Raw genomic sequence first — 18,857 nt, 5'->3', positions numbered from 1 at the left:
CCTTCATGCCTCTATCGCCGGACGCGCACCCCATGATAGTCATGAAAATGACTACTCACATCCATGACTATGGAAGGGGTGCGCCATGACCGCTGCCGACCGTTTCCGTGGCGCCATCGACAGCCGGGACCTCAATGCCCTGGACGCCCTGTTCACCGACGACATCCGCTTCTGCAGCCCGGTCAAGTTCACCCCCTTCGAGGGCAAGCCGATGGTGCTGGGCCTCTTCGGGGTCCTGATGCGCACGTTCAAGGACTTTCGTTACATCGGCCACTACACCGGCACCGCGCAGAGCAGCACCGACAACACGTTCACCGAGTCGGCGGTGCTGCTCTTTCGCGCCAGGGTGGACGGCAAGGAGATCCACGGAATAGACCTGCTGCACTTCGACGACGACGGCCGGATCAAGGAGTTCACCGTCATGGTCCGCCCTCAGTCCGCCGTCCACGCGCTCGGCGAAGCAGTCCTTGCCGGCCTGGTCGCGGACGGCCTCACCCCGGCACCCTCCGGCCAGTAGACGTGCCCCTGCCCGTCGCCGAAGTCCCCGAAGGGTCCTCAGCCGACTGTTGGAAGCCGCCGCTCTTCCCCGATCGTCCAATGCGCAAACAAGGTCCACCGCAGGACCGGTCGCCCACGTGGAGGCCGAGTACTTCGGTGGCGTCGGCGAGCAACGACCTGCCGTCTGGGCCGATGGAGCCCTGGTGTCGGGACCGCTCGACGTGCCGACGCGAAAGCGGTTCTTGCATGCAGTCAACCCGATCTCACAGGCTCTTCGGCAACTCGGCACGAGGAGGAGCCTGGGCGAGGACGAATTCGAGGCCGTTGGACTGGACCGGCATCGAAACAACGACGACTGGGTCTCTTCCGGGACTTGCTGAGCCTGGGCGGGATCGATCGTGAAGTACTGCGCGATCAGCGCGTCCCTGCAGCGGCCCCTCCGACGTCGGAGGCGTGATCGAGGCCCCATTCAGCCAAGGTGTGGACCGCGGCGTTGAGTGAAGCGCCGGATTGGGTCACCGCGTATTCCACCCTGGACGGCACTTCGTCAAAGACATCACGCCGTATGAGACCGTCCGCCTCCATCGCCCGGAGCTGTTCGAAGAGAATCTTCTCGCTGATGCCGGGGATTCGCCTTCGCAGTTCGCCGAAGCGAACTGGCCGACTATGAACCTCCCAGAGGATGGTCGCCTTCCATTTGCCGGAAATTACCGCCAGGGCGGTGCCAAGACCGCAAGCCGCAGAGTTTTGCCGTGCCATCGCCTTCTCTCCCTAACCGTTGTGTAGGCGCTTACAGAAAAGTCAGTACTTGTCGGTCACCTCTGTGCCTATCTAGGCTTCATCACGAACGATGAACGGCCGAGAAAGGCGAGCAAGATGAACAAGGTATTCTGGTTCGACGTGCCGGTGCACGATATAGACCGCGCTTCGGATTGGTACTACGAAGTATTCGGCTGGGATATTCAGCCAAGACACCCGAAGGACGGGAACGACGCGCTCAGCTTCCGAATGGCCTTCACGGGCGAAACGGGCGACAACTGGACTCCGCTGCGGCCCGGTTCGGTCAACGGCGGCGTGGTGACGCGTGACATCGGCATCACGCAGCCTACCATTCTCATCGAAGTCGACAGCATCGACGATAAGCTCAAGCAACTGGTCAACGCAGGTGGCGGCATCGTCGCCGAAAAGGTTCACCTGCCTCTTGCGGCGGGTTATTTCGCCTACGTGACCGACCCCGACGGCAATGTCCTCGGGCTCTACGAGTGGGAGAAGTAGCGGGTCGGTCAAGCAGATCACTGGCACACGAAGCTCCTGTCAGGCGCTTTACCGAACAAAGGCAGCAGAATCTCCGGGAGCTTCGCGTCTGTCCGACAGTTCTCCTTCCGTTCTCCTTCATCCCCTACGAGCGCACAGCGCACAAAGAGTCGGTCGCCATGGGGCTCCCTCCCGCCGGCCTGCGGTGCTGCCTGCAGCGGACGGCTCCGTCCGCTGCAGGCGCATGGGTGCACAGGTGGGTCCGGCGGAGCCCCGCATCCCCCCTCCTACCGCCGAGTGGAGCGCGGGCGTCATGGCGTTGCCCGCCCATCAAGCTACGACGCCCTCCCTCCGCGCTCTCAACGTCGGGGTGGCCAGTGGTCCACCGGCAGGGGGCCGCGGTTGAGCACCGTACGAATGGCGAAGGTGCTTCGGGCATCGCGTACCGGACCGATCGCGAGGATCTCATCGAGCAGCACCTGCTCGTAGGTGGCCAAGTCCGGGACGACCACCTCGACGAGGAAGTCGGCCTCTCCCGACACCACGTGGCAGGAGACGACGGCCGGGATCGCGGTCAGGGCTTCCTCGATCATTCGGGAGGTTGCACGGGAATGCTGCTCGACTGTCAGCGCCACGAAGGCCGTCAGGCCCAGCCCGACACGGTCCCGGTCCAGCTCGGCGCGGTAGCCGGAGATGATGCCTCCGGCCTCCAGCGCCTTGGTGCGCCGCAGACAGGACGACGGAGAGAGGCGCACGGCCTCGGCGAGGTCCACGTTCGCCGTCCGCCCGTTGCACTGCAGGTGTTCCAGGATCGCACGATCGATACGGTCATAATGAGAGCTCGGCATGTTATGCAGCATATGACCCCACTGCCCGCACGATCTTTCACCGTACGCGCTCAGAGGCCCACAACTCGCCATCGCGTGCCGCGCCGTCCAGGCCATGCTCGGCCCATGTCCGACACACCGCTCGCACCTCAGTCACGCCTGTCCACAGCCGGAGCCGCGGCCCTGTACATCGGGGCCCTGCTCGGCCCGAGCATGCTGTTGCTGCCCGGACTCGCCGCCCGTGCGGCCGGGCCCACCTCCTTGCTGGTCTGGCTGGCGCTGCTCGTGCTCTCCGGCCTCATAGCCGTCGTCTTCAGTCGCCTCGGCACCCGGATGGGATCGACGAGCGGCGTCGCCGGATACACCGCCGCCGGACTCGGTCCGCGCGCCGGGCGTGCCGCTGCCTGGTGCTTCCTGGCCGGGGTCGTCACCGGAGCACCTGTGGTCTGCCTCATCGGTGGCGCGTACGTTGCCGAGATGCTCGGGGCCGGCCCAAGGGCAGCGTTCGCAGCAGCGATGGGCCTGCTCGTACTGGTCCTGGCGATACGGCTGGTCGGCGTGCGAACGGGCACCGGACTCCAACTGGTGCTGGTGGCCGTGCTCGTCATCCTGGTGGTGCTCGCCGTGGCCGGTGCGGCCCCCGAGGCGCGGGCCGCCAACTGGACGCCGTTCGCCCCGAACGGGTGGTCCGGGGCCGCACGCGCGGCCTCACCACTGATGCTCGCCTTTGTGGGATGGGAGGCAGCGGCGCCGCTTACGGCCCGGCTGCGCGACCCACGCAGACAACTTCCGCGAGTCGTCGCAGTCGCCTTCGCCGTCACGGCGGTCCTCTACCTGGCGATGGCGGGCGCCACCGTCGCGGTCCTCGGACCCGGAGCCGGCGGGTCGGTGCCGCTGGCCGACCTGTTGCGCGTCGCGATCGGCGAGTACGGGCCCGGGCTGGCCGCCGCGAGCGCGATCGCACTGACCCTGGCCGCGACCAACGCCTACCTGACGGGCGCCACCACAATGGCCGCTGCCCTGCTCAGCGGCGCGGGGTCGGGACGAAGTACGCAGTACGGCAAGCACCATGCGGTCCGGAACGAGCGACACAGTTCGGTCGGCATCGTCGTGGCCATCGCCGCCGTCAGCGCGCTCCTGCTCGGTCTGGTCGGCGCTGGACCGGTGACGACCGCGCAGCTCGTCGCCGTACCCACGACGCTCTTCCTGGTCGTCTACCTGGGCTGCATGGCGTCCGCCGCACGCATCCTGACCGGCGCCCTACGCCTCGCGGCCGGAACGGCCTGCGCGGTGGTGCTCCTGCTCCTGGCGAACGCCGGTTGGGCCGCACTGGCCGCGGTCGCCGTGGCCCTGGTGGCAGGGTCACGAGCTCGCCCCTCCCCGCCCACGCCCGCACAACGGCACCCCTCTCGGATCATCTGATCCTTGGTCCGGGTGCGTCGTCGACTGCTGCGCAGCGGGCACGGATCGAGCCCTGGCCACCGGACCGGCGACCGAAGCGGGATGGCCGGTGATGGGATCACCGACGGGTGATCGACACGATCGCCGAACTCCTCCGGCACCAGCCGCTCAACGACCCCCCACCACGACCGACAGCCCACCGAGCCAGCCAAATGAGAATGACTTCTCAGGCTCGGTCTGCCCTCCAGATTCGGCTGCGCAGGTCGATGCCTCGGATTACTTGGATGCGCCATGGCGTCAGGCGGAGCACATGCAACTGCGGATCCGACGGTGCTTTCCCGAAGTTGCCGAGGTGGTAGCCGGCGCCGCGAGGGCTGGTCTTGCGGTAGAGATCCCACACATGCTCCTTGGCCGGCAATGCGTTGTCCCATCCGGCGATGGCATCGATGGCGACCGAGTTGTTTCCTGGTTGCCAGTAGGAGAAGGTGGCGTGCGGGTTGCCCGCTATATGTGCTGCCTTGACCGGCGTCCGGTAGGTGGCCAGCCAACCGAGCGGTTGACCATCGACGTTCTCCCACACTGGGATGAGCACACGGGTCCGCGGGCGGTTCTTGGCGTCAACGGTGACCATGGTGGCGTAGTTGATGGCTCCGATGTACGAGTTGAATTCGGCTTCCAGATCGCTGAAGTCGAGAACTGCTGTGCTCATGGCTCACTCCGGAGCGATTCGACGACGCGCGCGAGGCTGGCCGCGCCGTGGCCGGCCGCGACCTGCTGGTCAATCAGTTCCTTCACCGGGTTGAGGGTGACAGCCGGGACGCCCTGCGCCTGGCTGGCCTGGATGATCGTGGCCAACCCGGCCTGGTTCATGACCAGATTGGACTCTTCGGTGGAGTAGTCGCCGTTGTCGATCTCCTTGGCGAAAGTGGACAATGCCGGGAACGAGTCCGTCAGCCATGACACCAGCATTGGGGTGAGCTCGGTGGCACTGACTCCGGCGGCCTGTGCCATGGCCGTGGCGTGCAGGAAGCCGCCGAGCATGCCGTACATCCCGGCGAGTATGGCCACGTCATAGCCCGAGGCGCGGCCGGCGTCCGTGCCGAGGAAAGTGCCCTTCCCCAGTAGACCCAACTGGGTCTGCCACCGCCGGTGGGCCTCCGCCGAACCGCTGTAGTTGACCGACGATTCGATGGTGCCGATCGTTTGTGGCACCGCGTAGACAGCCCCGTGGAGGTACTGCGCCTCATGCTCAGCCGCCCAGTCGGCGAGTTCCCGCGCGTCCTTGGGGCCGCCGGAGGTGAGGTTGACCAGCACGCGCCCGCGAATGGCTTCAGCCGCACCGGCAAGCACCTCCCGGGCGGCTGCGGGATCCAGCAGGGCGACGAGCACGAGTTCGCCGGCCGCAATTGCCTCGGCAGCCGTGGCCGCCGGTGTCGCGCCGCGCGCGACGAGTGCCTCCGCCTTGGCCGGGGAACGGTTCCAGACGGTCGTGGGATGGCCGTTGCGCAGGAACGTCTCGGCCAGCGCACGGCCCAGGTTGCCAAGTCCGATGACGGTGACCGGTTCGGGTGTTGTGCTCATGCATCCAGGTTCGCGACGCGAGGCTGCCGTGGCCAGTGACACTGGTGACCAGCAGCACCAAATTCGTGCCATACGATGGCGGTCATGAGCGCTGGTTCGGTCGCCCTTGTCGTACCCGCAGAGATCGGGGTCGCGTTCTGGGACCTGTACGAGTTGAGCATCCCCGCTACCGTTTTCGGGATGCCGCAGCCCGACCTCGCCCACCCCTGGTACGACCTGCGGATGTGCGTGACCGGCGAGCATGCCCAGGGAGCTCCCCCAGGGTTCGCGCTGCGGACCCCGTACACGCTCGACGACATCGCCGGCGCCGACACCGTCATCGTTTCCTCGGTGCCGGAGGAAGTTGTCGACGAGGGCAAGCCCGTGCCGCCCGAGCTGGTCATAGCGCTGCGTCGCGCATACGACGCGGGCGCCCGGATGGTGTCTTTGTGCACCGGTGCCTTCGCGCTTGCCGAGGCGGGACTGCTTGACGGCCGCCGTGCCACCGCGCACTGGATGCACACCGCCCAGCTCGCTGAGCGCTATCCGAAGGTGCAGGTCGACGACTCCGTGCTCTACGTGGACGACGGCGACGTACTCACCAGCGCCGGGATGACCGCCGGGCTGGACCTCTGCCTGCACCTGGTCCGTCGCGATCTCGGCGCACACGTGGCCAACCAGCTGGCCCGTCGGATGGTCGTGCCCGCGCACCGGCCCGGCGGTCAGGCACAGTTCATCGACCTGTCGGTACCGGCCACCGACGATCAAGGGCTGGCGCCGGTGCTGGACTGGGCACGAGCCCACCTCGACCAGCCGTTGACGACCGAGGACCTGGCGCGACGCGCCATGGTGAGCCGGCGGACCTTCTATCGGCGTCTCCAGCAGGCCACCGGCACGACTCCGCTCCGGTGGCTGCTCAACCAGCGTCTTGCCCGGGCGCAGAGCCTGCTGGAATCAACCGACCTCCCAATGGAGCAGATCGCGAAGCTGAGCGGTCTCGGTACCGCGAACAACCTGCGCCATCACTTCCTCAAACAGATCGGAATCTCCCCGAGCGACCACCGAAACGCTTTCCCCCGGCAGCCGCAGGATTCACCCTCCACAAGGTGAACTGCGAACGGCCGGACGGGCCCGACCGGGACACCGCCACGGGCGGCTCACCTCGCTCAGCACCGCTCACTCTCGCCTTCACATGCCGACGCAACTGGCATCACGCGGATGCGGGGAACCTGCCAGCGGCCCCGGCGCGCCGTGCCCCGCACGGCCAACTTCCGGACACACTCACCGGCACTCCCCCTCCCCCGCCACTTGGAAGCCCGTCCTGTGCCTGTCCTGCGGTGCGCTCAGCGATGATCCGAAGTGGATGGAGCCGTTCTCCCGACTGACCAAGGTGCAGTTCGCCAGGCTGGTGGCGCTGGTGTGGGATCGCAGCGGTAACGTCCAGCGTGGCGCGTCCCTGGCGGCTGCGGTTGGCGGAAAGGCCCCGCTCCGGCCTGGAACTGCTCGGCCGGGGGCAGCCGGCCGTGCAGGGTAGTCCCTATGACGACGCCCGCAGAGCTACTCCGTTCCTTCGCCCGCACCCGTGCCTCGCTCGACGGTGAGGAGGTCACGTACTGGTGGTCCGGAGACGTGTACTCCTGGGCCCCCGACGAGCCCTACCAGCGCATCTTCGGCTTCGAAGGGCTCAACGTCGCCCGCCTCCTCCAGGACGCCGAAGCCGGGCCGGACGCTTACCAACTGCTCACCCGCGAGGCCGCCTTCTTCCTGGACCCCGCCAGCCGCGAGATCCTGGAGACCTGGCAGGACCTGCCGGTGGTGCACATCTGGAACGACCCGGCGAACCAGAAATGGCGCCCCTTCCCGGTCCCGACGACCGATCTCGGGCGGCAGGTCTGCTTCAGCCTGGAGATCCCGCTTTCCTACCCCTCGCCGCTGCCCGTCGCCGAGTACCCCGTCCACTCGGCCGGCGACACGTACAAGGCCCTGGAGTGCTTCCAGTTCTTCGCCGACCGCGCCGACCTGGCCGGCCCGGTGCCCAGCGTCCCGGCCTCCATGTCGTGGACGCGGATGTCCCCGTGGCTCCCGTGGATGGCTCGTGGCCAGCGGCCCGGCGGCCTCACCTTCCACTGCCGGGGTCGCAAGCTCGACTCGTACGCCGAAGTCCCCGAGCGGACCCGTGCCTACATCGCCGACCACCACCCGGAGTTCGCCCATGCACCGGAGAAGTGGAGCGAGCCGAACGAGACCAGTTGGACGTACTTCCGCAAGCTCCACCCGCCGAAGTAGCCGCCCTCTGGGCCGCTTCCCCAGGTCGACACGGACCACCTCCGAGCGCGTGGAGGTGGTCCGGCTGCAGAGGTGCGGGATTTCGGCAGCGGCTCGGGCCGTGCTCCCCCGCTCGCCGCAGAGGTGGTCCGAAGCAGGCCGGACCCTACAAGGGTGCGTGTCCTGGTGCTCTCCGCCCGCGCCGGGTCCGATGGCTGATCTCGGTGAGGGGGTGACGAAAGACGTCGAGTTCCGGTTCGACAGCCCGTGCCCTTGGACCTGGAGGACCTTGCGCTGGATGCCCGAGGTCCACCAACGGCCGTCCGGGACGTGTGCGGTGTGGCACCACCAGGCCGGTGTTGATGTACGCGCCGTCGCCGAGCACTGTCACGTCCTGGCACTGCTCGGCCAGGCCCGAGTCCCGCCAGGCCCTGCGGCGACAGCGCCGAGACCATCGCTTGGCCCCGGGTCAGAAAAGGGGCGCCTACAGGGCAGCGGTCAGGCCGCCTGGATAAACGGGCCTGAGCGCTGTCGGCTGGACGATGCCCTGCGCCTCTGCCGATGAACCGAGGACGACCAACAACGGTCGAGCGGTCATCGTTGTGCAGCGAGGTCGGCCTCCAGGCGAGTAGCCGCCGCCTTGAGTGCGGCCAGGTAGGAGATGAGGTTCTCGCTCTCATACCGGACGGTCGGCATGGAGATCGAGAGTCCCGCCAGCATCTGATCGTCAGCCGACCGAATCGGCACTCCGAGCGCGACCACCCCTCGCTCAGAGCGCTCCTTGTTGAGGGCGAAACCCGATTGCCATACGCGCGCCAGATCACGGCGCAGAGCGTTCAGATCCGGCCACTCTCCGGGCCGGTCGGCGTATCTTTCCTCGGCATACAGCTCGTCCAACTCCTGGTCGCCGAGTTCGGCCAGCAGCAGCATCCCGCCTGATGTGCGATGGGCGGGAAACACCATTCCTTCGCGTGACCCTACACGTAGGAGCTGGTCCGATTCGATGCTGGCGATGAACCGGGCGGTATCGCCTGCACGAATCGTGAGGTTTGCGGACTCGTGCAGCAGATGGGTGAGCCGCTGAAGATGCGGGAGCCCGGCCTCCCGGAGCTGAGCGGCCATGGACCGCGAGTGGGCAGCGATCTCCAGAACCGAGCCTGCCGCGTAGGAGTGGTCTTCGCGCTGGACCCGCGCAATCGCGGTAGACGAGCATGGCGAGAAGCCGGTGCGCGGTTGATCTGGCGACCCCCAGTCGCACGGGGGCAGTGGTCAAGGCAGACGTCGAGCCCTTGATGGTTGATCACGGTCGGGTGGTGGGGGACGACTCGTGCAGTGATCTTCAGTAACCGGCGGATCACGGTCTCGCCCCAAGCGGCGACCCAGCCGGCCACGCTCGCCAACGAATGATCAGGCACTGGCCAGGCCCGGTCGTCGTGCAATTCAGGCCCGCCCCGGAGTCGACGCACGGCGATGTGCTGCGTCTCCGGGTAGGGCCAGGGGCTGGGGCACCGTGCGACGTCAGCGTCGGCGGAGACTCGCGAGTCCAAACTCCGTCGCAGCAGGGTGCCTCATCCGGACGGCACGTGCGGCTGATTGCTGCGTATGTCATGACGGGCCCGCGCATATCATGGCGCGCCGTTGGAGTTGGCTGTCCTCGTCGCTCCTGCGGACCGCACTTTCCGGTCGCCAAAGAGCTGTGGACAGCCGTAGTGGCAATTCCGGCACAACGTTGCCACGGGCTGCAGGTTGCTGATGGCAGTCGTGCCGCCTCCGCGGGATCGTGGCCGCCGGATGACGACCGCGTGCCCTGGATTCGTGCCGTCCCTGACAGCTATGGCGGGGAATTCGTGGGGGGCGATGATGAGGGAGGGGCCGGTATCAGGGCATGGACACCAAGCGGCGCGTCCTCATCGTCGCCTATGACGACGCGCAGATCCTCGACATCGCCTGCCCCAGCGGCGCGTTGGACATCGCCAACCGGTACGGGGCGCAACCGCCGTACTCCATCGAACTGGCCACCCTCGGCCGTTCGGGCCGCTCGCAGCTCCGCAGGAATCCTGGTGGGAGCGGGGTAAGGACTGGAGGCGGTCGCGGGATCGCTGGACACACTGTTCGTCGTGGGCGGCGTCGGCTGCTAGGACGCGGCGGCGGACCAGCGATTGCTGGGCCAGATACGCCGGCTGCCCGGACAGAGCCGACGCGTGGCCTCCGTCTGCACCGGGGCCTATGCCCTGGCCGCCGCCGGACTGCTGGACCACCGGCGTGCGACGAGCCACTAGGTATGGGGGGAACTGCTTGCCGACCGCCACCCCGCCGTGGCCGTGGATGTCAGGCCTCTCTACATACGTGACGGCAACGTCTACACCTCGGCCGACGTCACCAGCGCGCTCGACCTGACGCCGGCGCTGATCGAGGACGACCACGGGCCGACCCTCGCCCGCGCCGTCGCCCGCGAACTCGTCACTCATCTGCACCGACCGGCCGACCAGGCGCAGATCTCCATGTTCCTGGCCGCTCCACCGCCGGAGGACCGGCTGGTGCGGGACCTCGTGGGCCATATCGCCGGCCATCTTGCCGACGATCTCACGCCCGCCGCCTTGGCCGCCCGGGCAGGAGTCTAGTCAGCCCTCGGCACTTGACCCGCCTGTTCACCGCGCACCTCGGCACCACGCCCGCCCGAGCCGTGCGAGCGTGGCGCGCACGGAAGCGGCGGCACACCTGGTGCGGTCCAGCGGACTGTCCATGACGGCGATCTGCCCGCCGCTGCGGGTTCGGGTCGGCGGAGACGCTGCGGCAGGCGTTCCTTGACCACTACGGGGTCACGGGCGACAGAATTCGCAGGATGCCGGACATGCCGACTGCGCGCGTCGTGCTGAGGCAGAAGACCCCGGGCCATGAGGCATTCGACGACACGCAGAAACGTACTGCGCGGGAAAGTGGCGACCGCCGCGCTCGCAGCCACGACCGTGGCCCCGACCGGGGCGGCCCACGCCGTCCCGTCGCAAGGCGCGGGACCGAACATCGGCATCCCCGCAGCACTCCCAACCGGTCGGTGCCGTTCACCAGGAGAATCCACCAATGATCGTGATCGGCGGGCGATGCGGGAAGGACCTCACCGTGCTGAAAGCACCCCCCGCAACGGTTCCCTCCACTCTGATCTCCTCCGGCCGCAGGCCGTGGTCTCCGGCCGCGGAGGATGGGCGGTCAACGGCGTCAGCAGCTCCTGCTGCAGATCGACCAGGTAGATCACGACATCGGTCAGCCCGACCCGGGCGGCTTGCGCGCTCAGCTGCCGCAGCAGTTCTTCGAGCGATGACAGATGGCTGGCACTGATGACCGCGCCCAGCAACGCGGAGCGCTCGATCGCGCTGCCCGGTAAGTGCTCTTCCGGCTCCACAGTGTCAGCGGGATTCGGGCCTTCGTTGAAGCTGATGCAACTCCCCCAAGGGGCGGGCCGGCCCTCTCCTCAGCCGCCACGGTGGTACATCCGCAACCTCACGCGTTCCCGGTGGCTTTCCCATGCGATTCGCTTCACGCGGCCCCGCGATGTGCTTTACGCGGTCCCCCGGACCCGCCCGGATAAACGCGCTGGGCAAAATCACGGGATTCCCATGAGGCGCGTTTCCGGCACGACTGATAACTGAACGCGACAAGACCGGCCGCCGGACGCCTCGCCATGACGACGCACTACCCTGCGTGAGAACCAGCCGTTGCACCGATGACCTACGCACCTACGCACCTACGCACCTACGCACCTACGCACCTACGCACCTACGCACCTACGCAAGGAGCCCACATGTCCTTCCACAACGTGGAGATCGACGCGCTCACCGGCGGCCCGGCGAACCTCCCCCAGTACCGCGGCAAGGCCGTCCTCGTCGTCAACGTCGCCTCGCGGTGCGGCCTGACCCCGCAGTACGCGGCCCTGGAGAAGCTCCACGAGCAGTACGCCCCGCGCGGGTTCACCGTACTGGGCGTCCCGTGCAACCAGTTCATGGGCCAGGAACCGGGCACCGCCGAGGAGATCGCCGACTTCTGCTCGACGACCTACGGGGTGACCTTTCCACTGACCGAGAAGATCGACGTCAACGGCGAACACCGGCACTCCCTCTACGCCGCGCTCGTCGACACCCCGGACGCGGAGGGCCACTCCGGCGACATCCGGTGGAACTTCGAGAAGTTCCTCATCGCTCCCGACGGCACCGTCGCCGCCCGCTTCGGCCCCCGGACCGAGCCCGACGCGGCCGAAGTGATCAGCGCCGTCGAAGCCGTACTGCCTGCCTGACGATGCTCCGGGGTGCTCCCCGTCGTCAGTGGTGAAAGCTGAGGGCCTGCGCTCGTCGCGCACGAACGGGCCCAGCTGGCGGTGCAGTTCGGGCAGCAACCGGCCGACCGGAACACATGTACGCGGACGGGCAAGCTGTAGTCCAGTCATCTGACACGATTTGGGTTGGTCAAGCATGAACATCCTGATACAGGTGCTCCCGGGTATCGCCGTGCTCACCTGTTCGGCCGTATACGGAGCCGATCTGTTCGCGGCCGTTGTCCTTCGGTCTGCGCTGTCCGAAGTCGATGATCGGACCCTCACCACCATGATGGGCCGCGTTCACAAGTACGGCGACCAGCGGCTGCCTGTCCCGTTCGTCCTCAGCGTCGCCACAAGCGTCCTCAGTGCGGTAGCGGCGCTGGTGGCCGGGCGCACGGCGGTCGCGTTGGCAAGCATGCTCGCGGTGGCGGCCCTCCTCTGCTGGATCAGCATCTACCTCCGAGTCAGCGCGCCGATCAATCGTGCCTTCAGGGCCGCAGCCGCCGAGAAAACGGCATTGCCCAACGCCCATACTCTGCAACGCCGCTGGGACAGCGTGGTTCCGTTCCGCCTCTCCCTGCAGGCGATCGCCGTTGCCGCGTTGTGCACCGCGCTCGCCCTGGCCTAATACTGCATACTGCAGCCGCAGTTGCTGTGACCGGGGCGGCCCAACTGCTGTTGGAATGTGCACGGGTGGGGACGCCACGGTTGATGAGGTGCACCCAGAAATCGCTACGCCCACACCCCGAGCGTGCCCGATGATGGCCCGCAGTCGTGCGCGACCGTCCAGAGAGCGAGGCCAGGCAGTCGATGGAACTTCGTGCCCCACAACCCGACCGAAGGCATCTACGCAGCCACTGACGACTACGTGCACGCCATGGAGGTCCAAGGCGCCGCGCGGCTGCTGTTCGTCGCCGGCACCATGGGCCTGGACCCGGCCGGAAAGCCCGGGACCGGCCTGGAGGAACAGCTCGAACTGATCTGGTCGAACATCCGCGCCATCCTCGCCTCTGCCGACATGACCGTCGACAACATCGTGCGCCTGACCAGCTACCTGCGAGACCCGGACTACGCCGAGGCCAACGCCGCCGCCCGCATGGCCGCACTCGGCGGCAGGCCCGTCCCAACAACCGCGATCATCGCCACCACCTTGTCAGCGACTGGCTTGTCGAAATCGAGGTTATCGCCGCGGGCTGACGCCAGAGCCGCATGAACCGTGGCCCCCGCGCCTGGCCCACTCGGTCTGGAACACCGCGCCCACCTCCGCCCCGCACCAGCGCCGCGCCCGCCGCTACGTGCCCGGATCCGCCGCCCACCCCGCCAAGATGCTCTCCGCCCTGGCCGCACACGCCATCGCCACCTACTCCCAGCCTGGCGGGACAGTGCTCGACCCGATGTGCGGGATCGGCACCACCCTCGTAGGAGCCCAGCACCTCGGACGGCACGCAATCGGCATCGAACACGAGCCGCGCCGGGCCCACCTCGCCGCCCCAACGCCGCCACTCCCCTGCACGGTGGCGCTACCGGCACTGGCCAGGTCATCTGCGCCGACGCCCGTAACCTCACCACTCTGATCCCACCCGAACAACACGGCCGCGTCGCGCTGGTGGTCACCTCACCGCCCTACGGCAAGCGCACGCACGGACGAGTCAGGTCCAGCCGCGACAGTGGGCCGAGCAGGCGTCGAGAAGTGGGACTTCAGCTACAGCAACGACCCCGCCCCACGGCTTTGTATGCATTCCGTCCCGCGATCGGAGGCCCGGCAAGGAGGCCGTCGATGACAGCGGGGCGCTCGGGGCGTCGGCCCCAGGCGCCCACCCGCCGCATCGGCACCATCGTCCAGGCCGTACGCACCCTCCTGACCTGCACGTATTCAGGATAGAAGAGGTTCAGTGCTCGCAGAGGGAGAACTCTCGTTCGTAGAGCTGCTCGTTGTGTTCGTCGACGAAGAACTTGCGTTCCTGCATGAGTTGTTCGCGGTAGCTCTTGGCCTGCTCCAGGGTCATGGTCGAGGTGTCGGACCATGGCTGTTGCGGTGGCACATCGGATGTCGAGACGATCTTTTCCGACGGGTCGACCAGGAAGAACGCGAGAATTTTGCGGTATCCCGGGCGGGTGGGGTCCGTGAGGCGGAATGAGCCGACGCGGTGTTGCAGAATGTTCGGGAACGCCAGGCAGCGGCCAGCTGGGGTCGATGCCGATCCCAGCACCTGGTTCAGTGCGTCTTCGTCCTCCAGGCCGTAGACCTCACGCATGCCGTTGTCGTCGTTCTGTTCATACCCTGGGTCGTCGAGTGCCGCCCGGAAACTCAGCCGGCTTTCGGTGATGTTGTCGCTGTCCCAGTAGTAGATGCCGGTCGAGACGATCCGCTCGTTCATCATCCCCTCGACATGCCAGGAACCGCCGGGGTATTCGGGCTTCTCCGGGGTGAGATGAATGGTGGCGAGCTTGACGATGACCTGGAGACGGCGGCCGCGCAGGTCGACTCGGGCGGAGTCATCGGGCAACTCGGGCGGGGTGAAGGCCGGGGCGTCCGGGATGACCGGGCGGCGGTTTTCCCACCAGTCGTTTCGGGCCTGTTCCCATGCATGGAAGGCTTCTTCGTAGGCCTCATCATCACTGTAGGAGGAGTCGTCCGGATACTCCGGCTCCGAGTCGTACCACCCGTAAGGATCGGCCTCGATCCGCAGGGGCCGCGGATGGCGCAGATCGGTGAGCACGTTCTCCAGCAGTGGGCGCATGCGCGCGAACAAGTCCGGCAGGACGGAGGCTAGTTCGCGATGAGCCTCGGGGTGGACGTTGTTGACGTACGAACGGAAGGCGACATCGCCGTCGTCACTGACGTCGACGTCCGTGGGCAGCCACTGGAACTTCTCCGAGAATTCGTACCGCGAATAGCGGTCCGTCGGGTTCTGCCAAGCTCGCTCCGGCGCCCCGCTCACCTCTCTCACCAGGCAGAACAGTGAGGGATGAACCAGATCCAGTACCTGGCCGTCGGATCCGGGATGCCAGTCCTGTTCCGCTTCGGGGACCTGTTCCAGAACCCGAACCGCCTCACGCAGCCGGGATCTGAGCTCGTCGTCGACCAGTGTGTCCGACTGCCACACCCCGTCGACGGCGGACACCTCGACGCCGGTTCGTCCGTCCCGCAGTGCGGCGTAATGCGCGAGTTCGGCAAGCACGTAACGAACCTGCGCTTCGGTGAGGCCCTGGGCGACCGCCTCTTGCGTCCACCTGGCGACGATGTCGGCATCGTTCATCTTGTCGAACCACCCCGGCTTCGCCCGAATGTGTGAGCTGCACTGCATCATCTGAAGTTCCCGCAGCGTTCGGGGGGTCGCGAACGATATGGAACGGGAAGCATGAAAGGGCAGCGGGAAAGCAGACAGGCCAGTCAATTCTCTTGGTCCTCCCAGTCGATGTGCGGCGGCGGGAAGGATACTTCAGCAGACTGACACCGCAGCCGTGGTTCCTGTCATCACTGGTCCGGGAGCCAGGGCTTCGATGTAGTCGCGTGATGTCCGGTTCACGCTCATCCGAGGCCGCGGAGCGCGAGGACGTCGCCGAGCCGGTAGAGCGGAACTGGGGGGACTTCTCGGCGCTGCCAGCTACTGAGGACATACCTGCGCGGGGGTCAGGTAGCCGGCATGGTCTAGATGCCTCAAGTCGGTCTCGCGCACCTCCAACTGCTCGGCCACTTCGGCGGTACAGCAGCGGCCGCCCGGTGCAGCCAGCCTTTCGTACGCTCGCAGCTACACGAGCGTCGTCCCCCTACACCGTGAAGCCACACCCGACTTCACCACCCCGCCACCAGCACCCTCAATCTCAATCCCAATCCCCCAGCACAACAGCCCTGCAGCAGATGGTGCACCCCAGTGGAAATACAGATGGCGCCTGTCACCCCCACTCCTCAGAAAGGCCGGCCAGCAACAGAGGATGGTGGCAGGTCGGGGCGGCATACCTCGCAGGCGCCGAGCTTGGCCTGGACGTCGCTGCGCGGAACGCACTCGATGTCGTGAATATCGTGCCCTTTCCATCGGGCGTACTGTTGCCCGTCCTTGAGTCCCTCGCAGTTTGGTGTGCGGTGATAAACACTGCCGCCCTTGGTGACGTACACCCTTCGCGGAAGGTTCGACTGGGCTGAGCGGCAGTGGTCGCACTGGGAAGACGGAAGGAGCATGACTTCGCAGAAATCGTTAGCCATGACTCATATTTTACGGGGTTGCTCTCCTCCTGACCATGCCATATCAGTCAATCAACGTCGCGATCGGGGGTTGCATCGGCGACTCCTGAAAGAGTGACAGTTCGAAGCATCCAGGGTTTCTCGGAGTCGACTCATCGCTCCGCTGAGAAGGAGGCATGGAATGCCGGTCATTCGACTCCGGGACACCAGGTGTGCCGGAAGGCGAGTTTCCGTAAGTGGGCGGAATTCTCTGCGAGATCATCAGTGCCCGTCCAAGGGCTGAGGGGCACGATTGTCTCCCGACGCGGAGTGCCTGCCGGAGTCGTCGATCGATGCAGAGTTCTACGAGTTGGAGGCCGACCGCCACATCCGGACCGCACCGGGTGTGGTCAGCGTGGCCGTGCGGCGACCGTCTCGTATCCGAGCGGCGTGAGGTCATCCGGCAGTTCGCAGACGGCACCGACGCCGACTGACGGACGCCGGGTGCACCGCGCCTTTCGTCGCCTCCGTGCGGGTCCGGGCCAAGGCGTGGACCTCGTGGGCGAGCGGGGCGTAGATGCCGTGTGCTTCGCCGATACCCGCACCTCCCAAATCGACATCGTGAAAGGTGGACGGCTTGACCCTCACACAACGTCAGGCGCCACAGTGCGGGGCATGTCTTTCACCTATGTTGGGTCCGGTCCGTACTGCTACGCCAACTCCCTGGCGATGATCCTCGCCGGCCAGGCGCCGCCTCCGGCTGTGATCGAGGTCCTGACGGGCTCCCCGTACGGGATGCAGTTGATCGGTGGGCGGCTGCCACTGTTCGACTCATTCGGCTGGGACCCCGAGATTGGGCTCGGCGACGCAATCGGCCTACTCGGCTGGGAGTGCGATCGCGTGGACGGGGGGACGGTCTCGGATGCTCTCGATCGGCTGCGGCAGGCCTGTCAGGACGGCCCTGTGCTGGCCGGGCCGCTTGAGCTCGGACTGCTGTCATACCAACCCGGGTCGGGCAAGGCAGTTGGCGCCGACCACTACCTGGTGGTGTTGGAGGTGGGCGACGACACCGTGCTCGTACACGACCCGCAGGGTTACCCGTATGCCACGCTTCCGGTCGATGCCTTCACCCAGGCATGGCGCGGGGAGTTGATCCCCTATCTGGGGCGGCCCTTCCGGATGCGGCACAGGTTCACGCGGCGCCAGCAGGTCACCCCGAAGGAGGCGTTGCTGCGCGCCCTTCCCGGCGGGCTGGCCTGGCTGGCCGGACGGACGGACGTGGAGACCACTCCCGGCACGCTGGGACAGGCCGAGGCCGCCGAGCGCACCGCCCGGCTGGTGGAGGACGGGTTGGATCCCGAGATCAGGCTACTGTGGCAGGCATTCGCGGTGCGGGTAGGCGCCCGCCGTCACAACGACCTGGCAGCCTGCCTGTTTTCCCTCGACCTCGACGCCGGCGCGGCCATCGCCGCAGAGCAGGCTCGTATCGTCGGTGGCCTGCAAGGGGCGCTCGTGTCAGGCGACGACAAGGCGCTCGCGGCTGGTCTGCGTCGACTGGCTCCCACATACGAACGACTGCGCGCGGCCCTGATCGCTGGTGAGGACACAAAACACACTCGGCACTGAGCTTGACTCTGTCGGGGACCTTGAATCTGTCGATGTCAGCGGCTGCCGGCTCACCTGAACTTCGGTCGAGGGATCTGCGTGCTGGTCCAGGAAGTCCTGGAAGGCAGTCGGCGGCCGGGTGAGGGTTGCTTCGCCGCCGCGAGGACGCGGCCCACGTCGTGGCGGTTCGCTGAGCGGCGGTTCTTCGAGCCGGGTGGGAAGTCGAAGAGCGGACCGTCTCAGGCAGACCTGCCCATCAGAACATCCCGAGAAGGTAAGCGACCGCGAGGGCAATCAGGACGCCCAACGCCACCACCCCGCCGGCGACCCCGGCCCAAAGAGCACCCGTCACGCTCGCCGGCCGCTGTTCCTGCCACCCCAACTCCTCGGCGATACCCCGGATCAGGCGGTGCCCATCGGCCGACGAGAAGCTGTACTCGGTTCCGTCCACCGCTCTGTATCTGGTCTTGTACAGGCTGCGCCCGACGGACGTCTCCGTTCGCTTCCGCATTCCCCCCGGCCCGTACTCAACTGTGCGCACCACGTCCGTCAACGTGTAGACCTTTCCCTCCGCACGCAACTGGACACGATACGTCCACTGTTTCTCGGTCCGCCGCGGCTCGTGGACGTCCACCGTCAGATCGAACCCTCGCTCTGTTCGGACCATCCGGTACGGCGTCCCAGCAACTGCGTCCAGCACCCGCCCGTACAGTTCCTCAGCTACCCCCATCGCTCCCATGGCGCCAAACGTTAACGATCAAGCAGGGCCCCGTCACTGCCCCAGGGGCGAACCGCAGACCGGCCTGGACCGCATGTCCAGCTGGAGCGCGCGTCCAGCAGCGGGCGTCTTCGCGGCCGTGGACGGCGGCGCGCGCTTCCTCGCCGACGCCGGTAAGCAGCATTTCGGCGTTGGTGAGGTTCAGTTCCTCGCGGCCGTTGTACTCCGGCATCTCCACGTCGCCCCGCGCGTCCATGACGT

General features: G+C 66.9%; 19 protein-coding genes and 2 pseudogenes. 12 read left to right on the top strand and 9 right to left on the bottom strand.

The features are described 5' to 3' along the window. Window positions 1–85: 85 nt before the first annotated feature. On the top strand, window positions 86–517 hold the full coding sequence (locus ACTWQF_RS09295; protein WP_443278710.1) for a nuclear transport factor 2 family protein: 432 nt from the start codon (window positions 86–88) through the stop codon (window positions 515–517). Between the two features lie 395 nt (window positions 518–912). Here ACTWQF_RS09295 and ACTWQF_RS09290 read toward each other — a convergent pair whose 3' ends face one another. After that, window positions 913–1,257 carry a winged helix-turn-helix transcriptional regulator gene (locus tag ACTWQF_RS09290; RefSeq protein ID WP_443278709.1) on the bottom strand — a complete coding sequence of 115 codons (345 nt, stop codon included), beginning with the start codon at window positions 1,255–1,257 and terminating at the stop codon, window positions 913–915. A 117-nt stretch (window positions 1,258–1,374) separates the two neighbouring features. Here ACTWQF_RS09290 and ACTWQF_RS09285 point away from each other — a divergent pair, with 117 nt between their 5' ends. Beyond that, the gene (locus ACTWQF_RS09285; protein WP_443278708.1) at window positions 1,375–1,773 is read left to right on the top strand and encodes a VOC family protein; all 399 of its coding nucleotides are present in this window, start codon (window positions 1,375–1,377) and stop codon (window positions 1,771–1,773) included. A gap of 338 nt (window positions 1,774–2,111) precedes the next feature. Here ACTWQF_RS09285 and ACTWQF_RS09280 read toward each other — a convergent pair whose 3' ends face one another. After that, the gene (locus ACTWQF_RS09280) at window positions 2,112–2,600 is read right to left on the bottom strand and encodes an Lrp/AsnC family transcriptional regulator (protein WP_443278707.1); all 489 of its coding nucleotides are present in this window, start codon (window positions 2,598–2,600) and stop codon (window positions 2,112–2,114) included. Window positions 2,601–2,705: 105 nt separating this feature from the next. On the opposite strand from ACTWQF_RS09280, the gene ACTWQF_RS09275 reads away from it, so the two are divergent. Continuing rightward, window positions 2,706–4,001 carry an APC family permease gene (locus ACTWQF_RS09275; protein ID WP_443278706.1) on the top strand — a complete coding sequence of 432 codons (1,296 nt, stop codon included), beginning with the start codon at window positions 2,706–2,708 and terminating at the stop codon, window positions 3,999–4,001. A gap of 205 nt (window positions 4,002–4,206) precedes the next feature. Here ACTWQF_RS09275 and ACTWQF_RS09270 read toward each other — a convergent pair whose 3' ends face one another. Then, window positions 4,207–4,689, bottom strand: a complete 483-nt coding sequence (locus tag ACTWQF_RS09270) for a pyridoxamine 5'-phosphate oxidase family protein (RefSeq protein WP_443278705.1) — start codon at window positions 4,687–4,689, stop codon at window positions 4,207–4,209. Next, window positions 4,686–5,561 carry an NAD(P)-dependent oxidoreductase gene (locus ACTWQF_RS09265; RefSeq protein WP_443278704.1) on the bottom strand — a complete coding sequence of 292 codons (876 nt, stop codon included), beginning with the start codon at window positions 5,559–5,561 and terminating at the stop codon, window positions 4,686–4,688. Before ACTWQF_RS09265 ends, ACTWQF_RS09270 begins: the two co-directional genes overlap by 4 nt. Before the next feature lie 84 nt (window positions 5,562–5,645). Here ACTWQF_RS09265 and ACTWQF_RS09260 point away from each other — a divergent pair, with 84 nt between their 5' ends. Continuing rightward, on the top strand, window positions 5,646–6,650 hold the full coding sequence (locus ACTWQF_RS09260) for a GlxA family transcriptional regulator (protein WP_443278703.1): 1,005 nt from the start codon (window positions 5,646–5,648) through the stop codon (window positions 6,648–6,650). Between the two features lie 429 nt (window positions 6,651–7,079). Then, window positions 7,080–7,826 (top strand): DUF1838 family protein, encoded by a 747-nt coding sequence (locus ACTWQF_RS09255; RefSeq protein WP_443278702.1) that lies wholly within the window; start codon window positions 7,080–7,082, stop codon window positions 7,824–7,826. A 573-nt stretch (window positions 7,827–8,399) separates the two neighbouring features. Here the strand turns inward: ACTWQF_RS09255 and ACTWQF_RS09250 are convergent. Continuing rightward, the gene (locus ACTWQF_RS09250) at window positions 8,400–8,927 is read right to left on the bottom strand and encodes an IclR family transcriptional regulator (RefSeq protein WP_443278701.1); all 528 of its coding nucleotides are present in this window, start codon (window positions 8,925–8,927) and stop codon (window positions 8,400–8,402) included. 763 nt (window positions 8,928–9,690) lie between these two features. On the opposite strand from ACTWQF_RS09250, the pseudogene ACTWQF_RS09245 reads away from it, so the two are divergent. Continuing rightward, window positions 9,691–10,695: pseudogene (locus tag ACTWQF_RS09245) on the top strand (GlxA family transcriptional regulator); the annotation flags it as partial. Window positions 10,696–10,917: 222 nt separating this feature from the next. On the opposite strand, the gene ACTWQF_RS09240 reads toward ACTWQF_RS09245, so the two are convergent. After that, complete coding sequence (locus ACTWQF_RS09240) at window positions 10,918–11,202, bottom strand: hypothetical protein (protein WP_443278700.1); 285 nt, start codon at window positions 11,200–11,202, stop codon at window positions 10,918–10,920. Window positions 11,203–11,601: 399 nt separating this feature from the next. Here ACTWQF_RS09240 and ACTWQF_RS09235 point away from each other — a divergent pair, with 399 nt between their 5' ends. The 4 genes from ACTWQF_RS09235 to ACTWQF_RS09220 all read left to right on the top strand — a co-directional run bounded on the left by ACTWQF_RS09235 (window position 11,602) and on the right by ACTWQF_RS09220 (window position 13,685). Then, window positions 11,602–12,090 (top strand): glutathione peroxidase, encoded by a 489-nt coding sequence (locus ACTWQF_RS09235; RefSeq protein WP_443278699.1) that lies wholly within the window; start codon window positions 11,602–11,604, stop codon window positions 12,088–12,090. Window positions 12,091–12,265: 175 nt separating this feature from the next. Continuing rightward, window positions 12,266–12,739, top strand: a complete 474-nt coding sequence (locus tag ACTWQF_RS09230) for a DUF1772 domain-containing protein (protein ID WP_443278698.1) — start codon at window positions 12,266–12,268, stop codon at window positions 12,737–12,739. Between the two features lie 192 nt (window positions 12,740–12,931). Beyond that, complete coding sequence (locus ACTWQF_RS09225; protein ID WP_443278697.1) at window positions 12,932–13,324, top strand: RidA family protein; 393 nt, start codon at window positions 12,932–12,934, stop codon at window positions 13,322–13,324. Further along, a complete protein-coding gene (locus tag ACTWQF_RS09220) occupies window positions 13,272–13,685 on the top strand; it encodes a DNA methyltransferase (RefSeq protein ID WP_443278956.1) in 414 nt (137 codons plus the stop codon). Before ACTWQF_RS09225 ends, ACTWQF_RS09220 begins: the two co-directional genes overlap by 53 nt. Before the next feature lie 315 nt (window positions 13,686–14,000). Here the strand turns inward: ACTWQF_RS09220 and ACTWQF_RS09215 are convergent, their stop codons facing one another. Continuing rightward, window positions 14,001–15,509: a DUF4246 domain-containing protein gene (locus ACTWQF_RS09215; protein WP_443278696.1), complete on the bottom strand. Its 1,509-nt coding sequence runs from the start codon at window positions 15,507–15,509 to the stop codon at window positions 14,001–14,003. 512 nt (window positions 15,510–16,021) lie between these two features. After that, window positions 16,022–16,315, bottom strand: a complete 294-nt coding sequence (locus tag ACTWQF_RS09210) for a hypothetical protein (protein WP_443278695.1) — start codon at window positions 16,313–16,315, stop codon at window positions 16,022–16,024. 283 nt (window positions 16,316–16,598) lie between these two features. On the opposite strand from ACTWQF_RS09210, the pseudogene ACTWQF_RS09205 reads away from it, so the two are divergent. Then, window positions 16,599–16,900, top strand: a pseudogene (locus tag ACTWQF_RS09205) (DEAD/DEAH box helicase); the annotation flags it as partial. A gap of 48 nt (window positions 16,901–16,948) precedes the next feature. Then, window positions 16,949–17,899, top strand: a complete 951-nt coding sequence (locus ACTWQF_RS09200) for a hypothetical protein (protein ID WP_443278955.1) — start codon at window positions 16,949–16,951, stop codon at window positions 17,897–17,899. A 235-nt stretch (window positions 17,900–18,134) separates the two neighbouring features. Here the strand turns inward: ACTWQF_RS09200 and ACTWQF_RS09195 are convergent, their stop codons facing one another. Beyond that, a complete protein-coding gene (locus ACTWQF_RS09195) occupies window positions 18,135–18,617 on the bottom strand; it encodes a hypothetical protein (RefSeq protein WP_443278694.1) in 483 nt (160 codons plus the stop codon). Between the last annotated feature and the right edge of the window lie 240 nt (window positions 18,618–18,857).

The sequence above is a fragment of the Streptomyces sp. 8N114 genome (assembly GCF_052245835.1).
Taxonomy (GTDB): domain Bacteria; phylum Actinomycetota; class Actinomycetes; order Streptomycetales; family Streptomycetaceae; genus Streptomyces.
The sequence above is the reverse complement of the archived record's forward strand: the minus strand, read 5'-3'. Positions and strand labels throughout refer to the sequence as shown.

Coding starts and splice junctions, on each gene's coding strand:
- ACTWQF_RS09200 (WP_443278955.1), top strand. CDS start 16,949: ATGTCTTTCACCTATGTTGGGTCCGGTCCGTACTGCTACGCCAACTCC.
- ACTWQF_RS09290 (WP_443278709.1), bottom strand. CDS start 1,257: ATGGCACGGCAAAACTCTGCGGCTTGCGGTCTTGGCACCGCCCTGGCG.
- ACTWQF_RS09285 (WP_443278708.1), top strand. CDS start 1,375: ATGAACAAGGTATTCTGGTTCGACGTGCCGGTGCACGATATAGACCGC.
- ACTWQF_RS09280 (WP_443278707.1), bottom strand. CDS start 2,600: ATGCCGAGCTCTCATTATGACCGTATCGATCGTGCGATCCTGGAACAC.
- ACTWQF_RS09195 (WP_443278694.1), bottom strand. CDS start 18,617: ATGGGAGCGATGGGGGTAGCTGAGGAACTGTACGGGCGGGTGCTGGAC.
- ACTWQF_RS09230 (WP_443278698.1), top strand. CDS start 12,266: ATGAACATCCTGATACAGGTGCTCCCGGGTATCGCCGTGCTCACCTGT.
- ACTWQF_RS09295 (WP_443278710.1), top strand. CDS start 86: ATGACCGCTGCCGACCGTTTCCGTGGCGCCATCGACAGCCGGGACCTC.
- ACTWQF_RS09250 (WP_443278701.1), bottom strand. CDS start 8,927: ATGGCCGCTCAGCTCCGGGAGGCCGGGCTCCCGCATCTTCAGCGGCTC.
- ACTWQF_RS09260 (WP_443278703.1), top strand. CDS start 5,646: ATGAGCGCTGGTTCGGTCGCCCTTGTCGTACCCGCAGAGATCGGGGTC.
- ACTWQF_RS09235 (WP_443278699.1), top strand. CDS start 11,602: ATGTCCTTCCACAACGTGGAGATCGACGCGCTCACCGGCGGCCCGGCG.
- ACTWQF_RS09255 (WP_443278702.1), top strand. CDS start 7,080: ATGACGACGCCCGCAGAGCTACTCCGTTCCTTCGCCCGCACCCGTGCC.
- ACTWQF_RS09265 (WP_443278704.1), bottom strand. CDS start 5,561: ATGAGCACAACACCCGAACCGGTCACCGTCATCGGACTTGGCAACCTG.
- ACTWQF_RS09270 (WP_443278705.1), bottom strand. CDS start 4,689: ATGAGCACAGCAGTTCTCGACTTCAGCGATCTGGAAGCCGAATTCAAC.
- ACTWQF_RS09275 (WP_443278706.1), top strand. CDS start 2,706: ATGTCCGACACACCGCTCGCACCTCAGTCACGCCTGTCCACAGCCGGA.
- ACTWQF_RS09210 (WP_443278695.1), bottom strand. CDS start 16,315: ATGGCTAACGATTTCTGCGAAGTCATGCTCCTTCCGTCTTCCCAGTGC.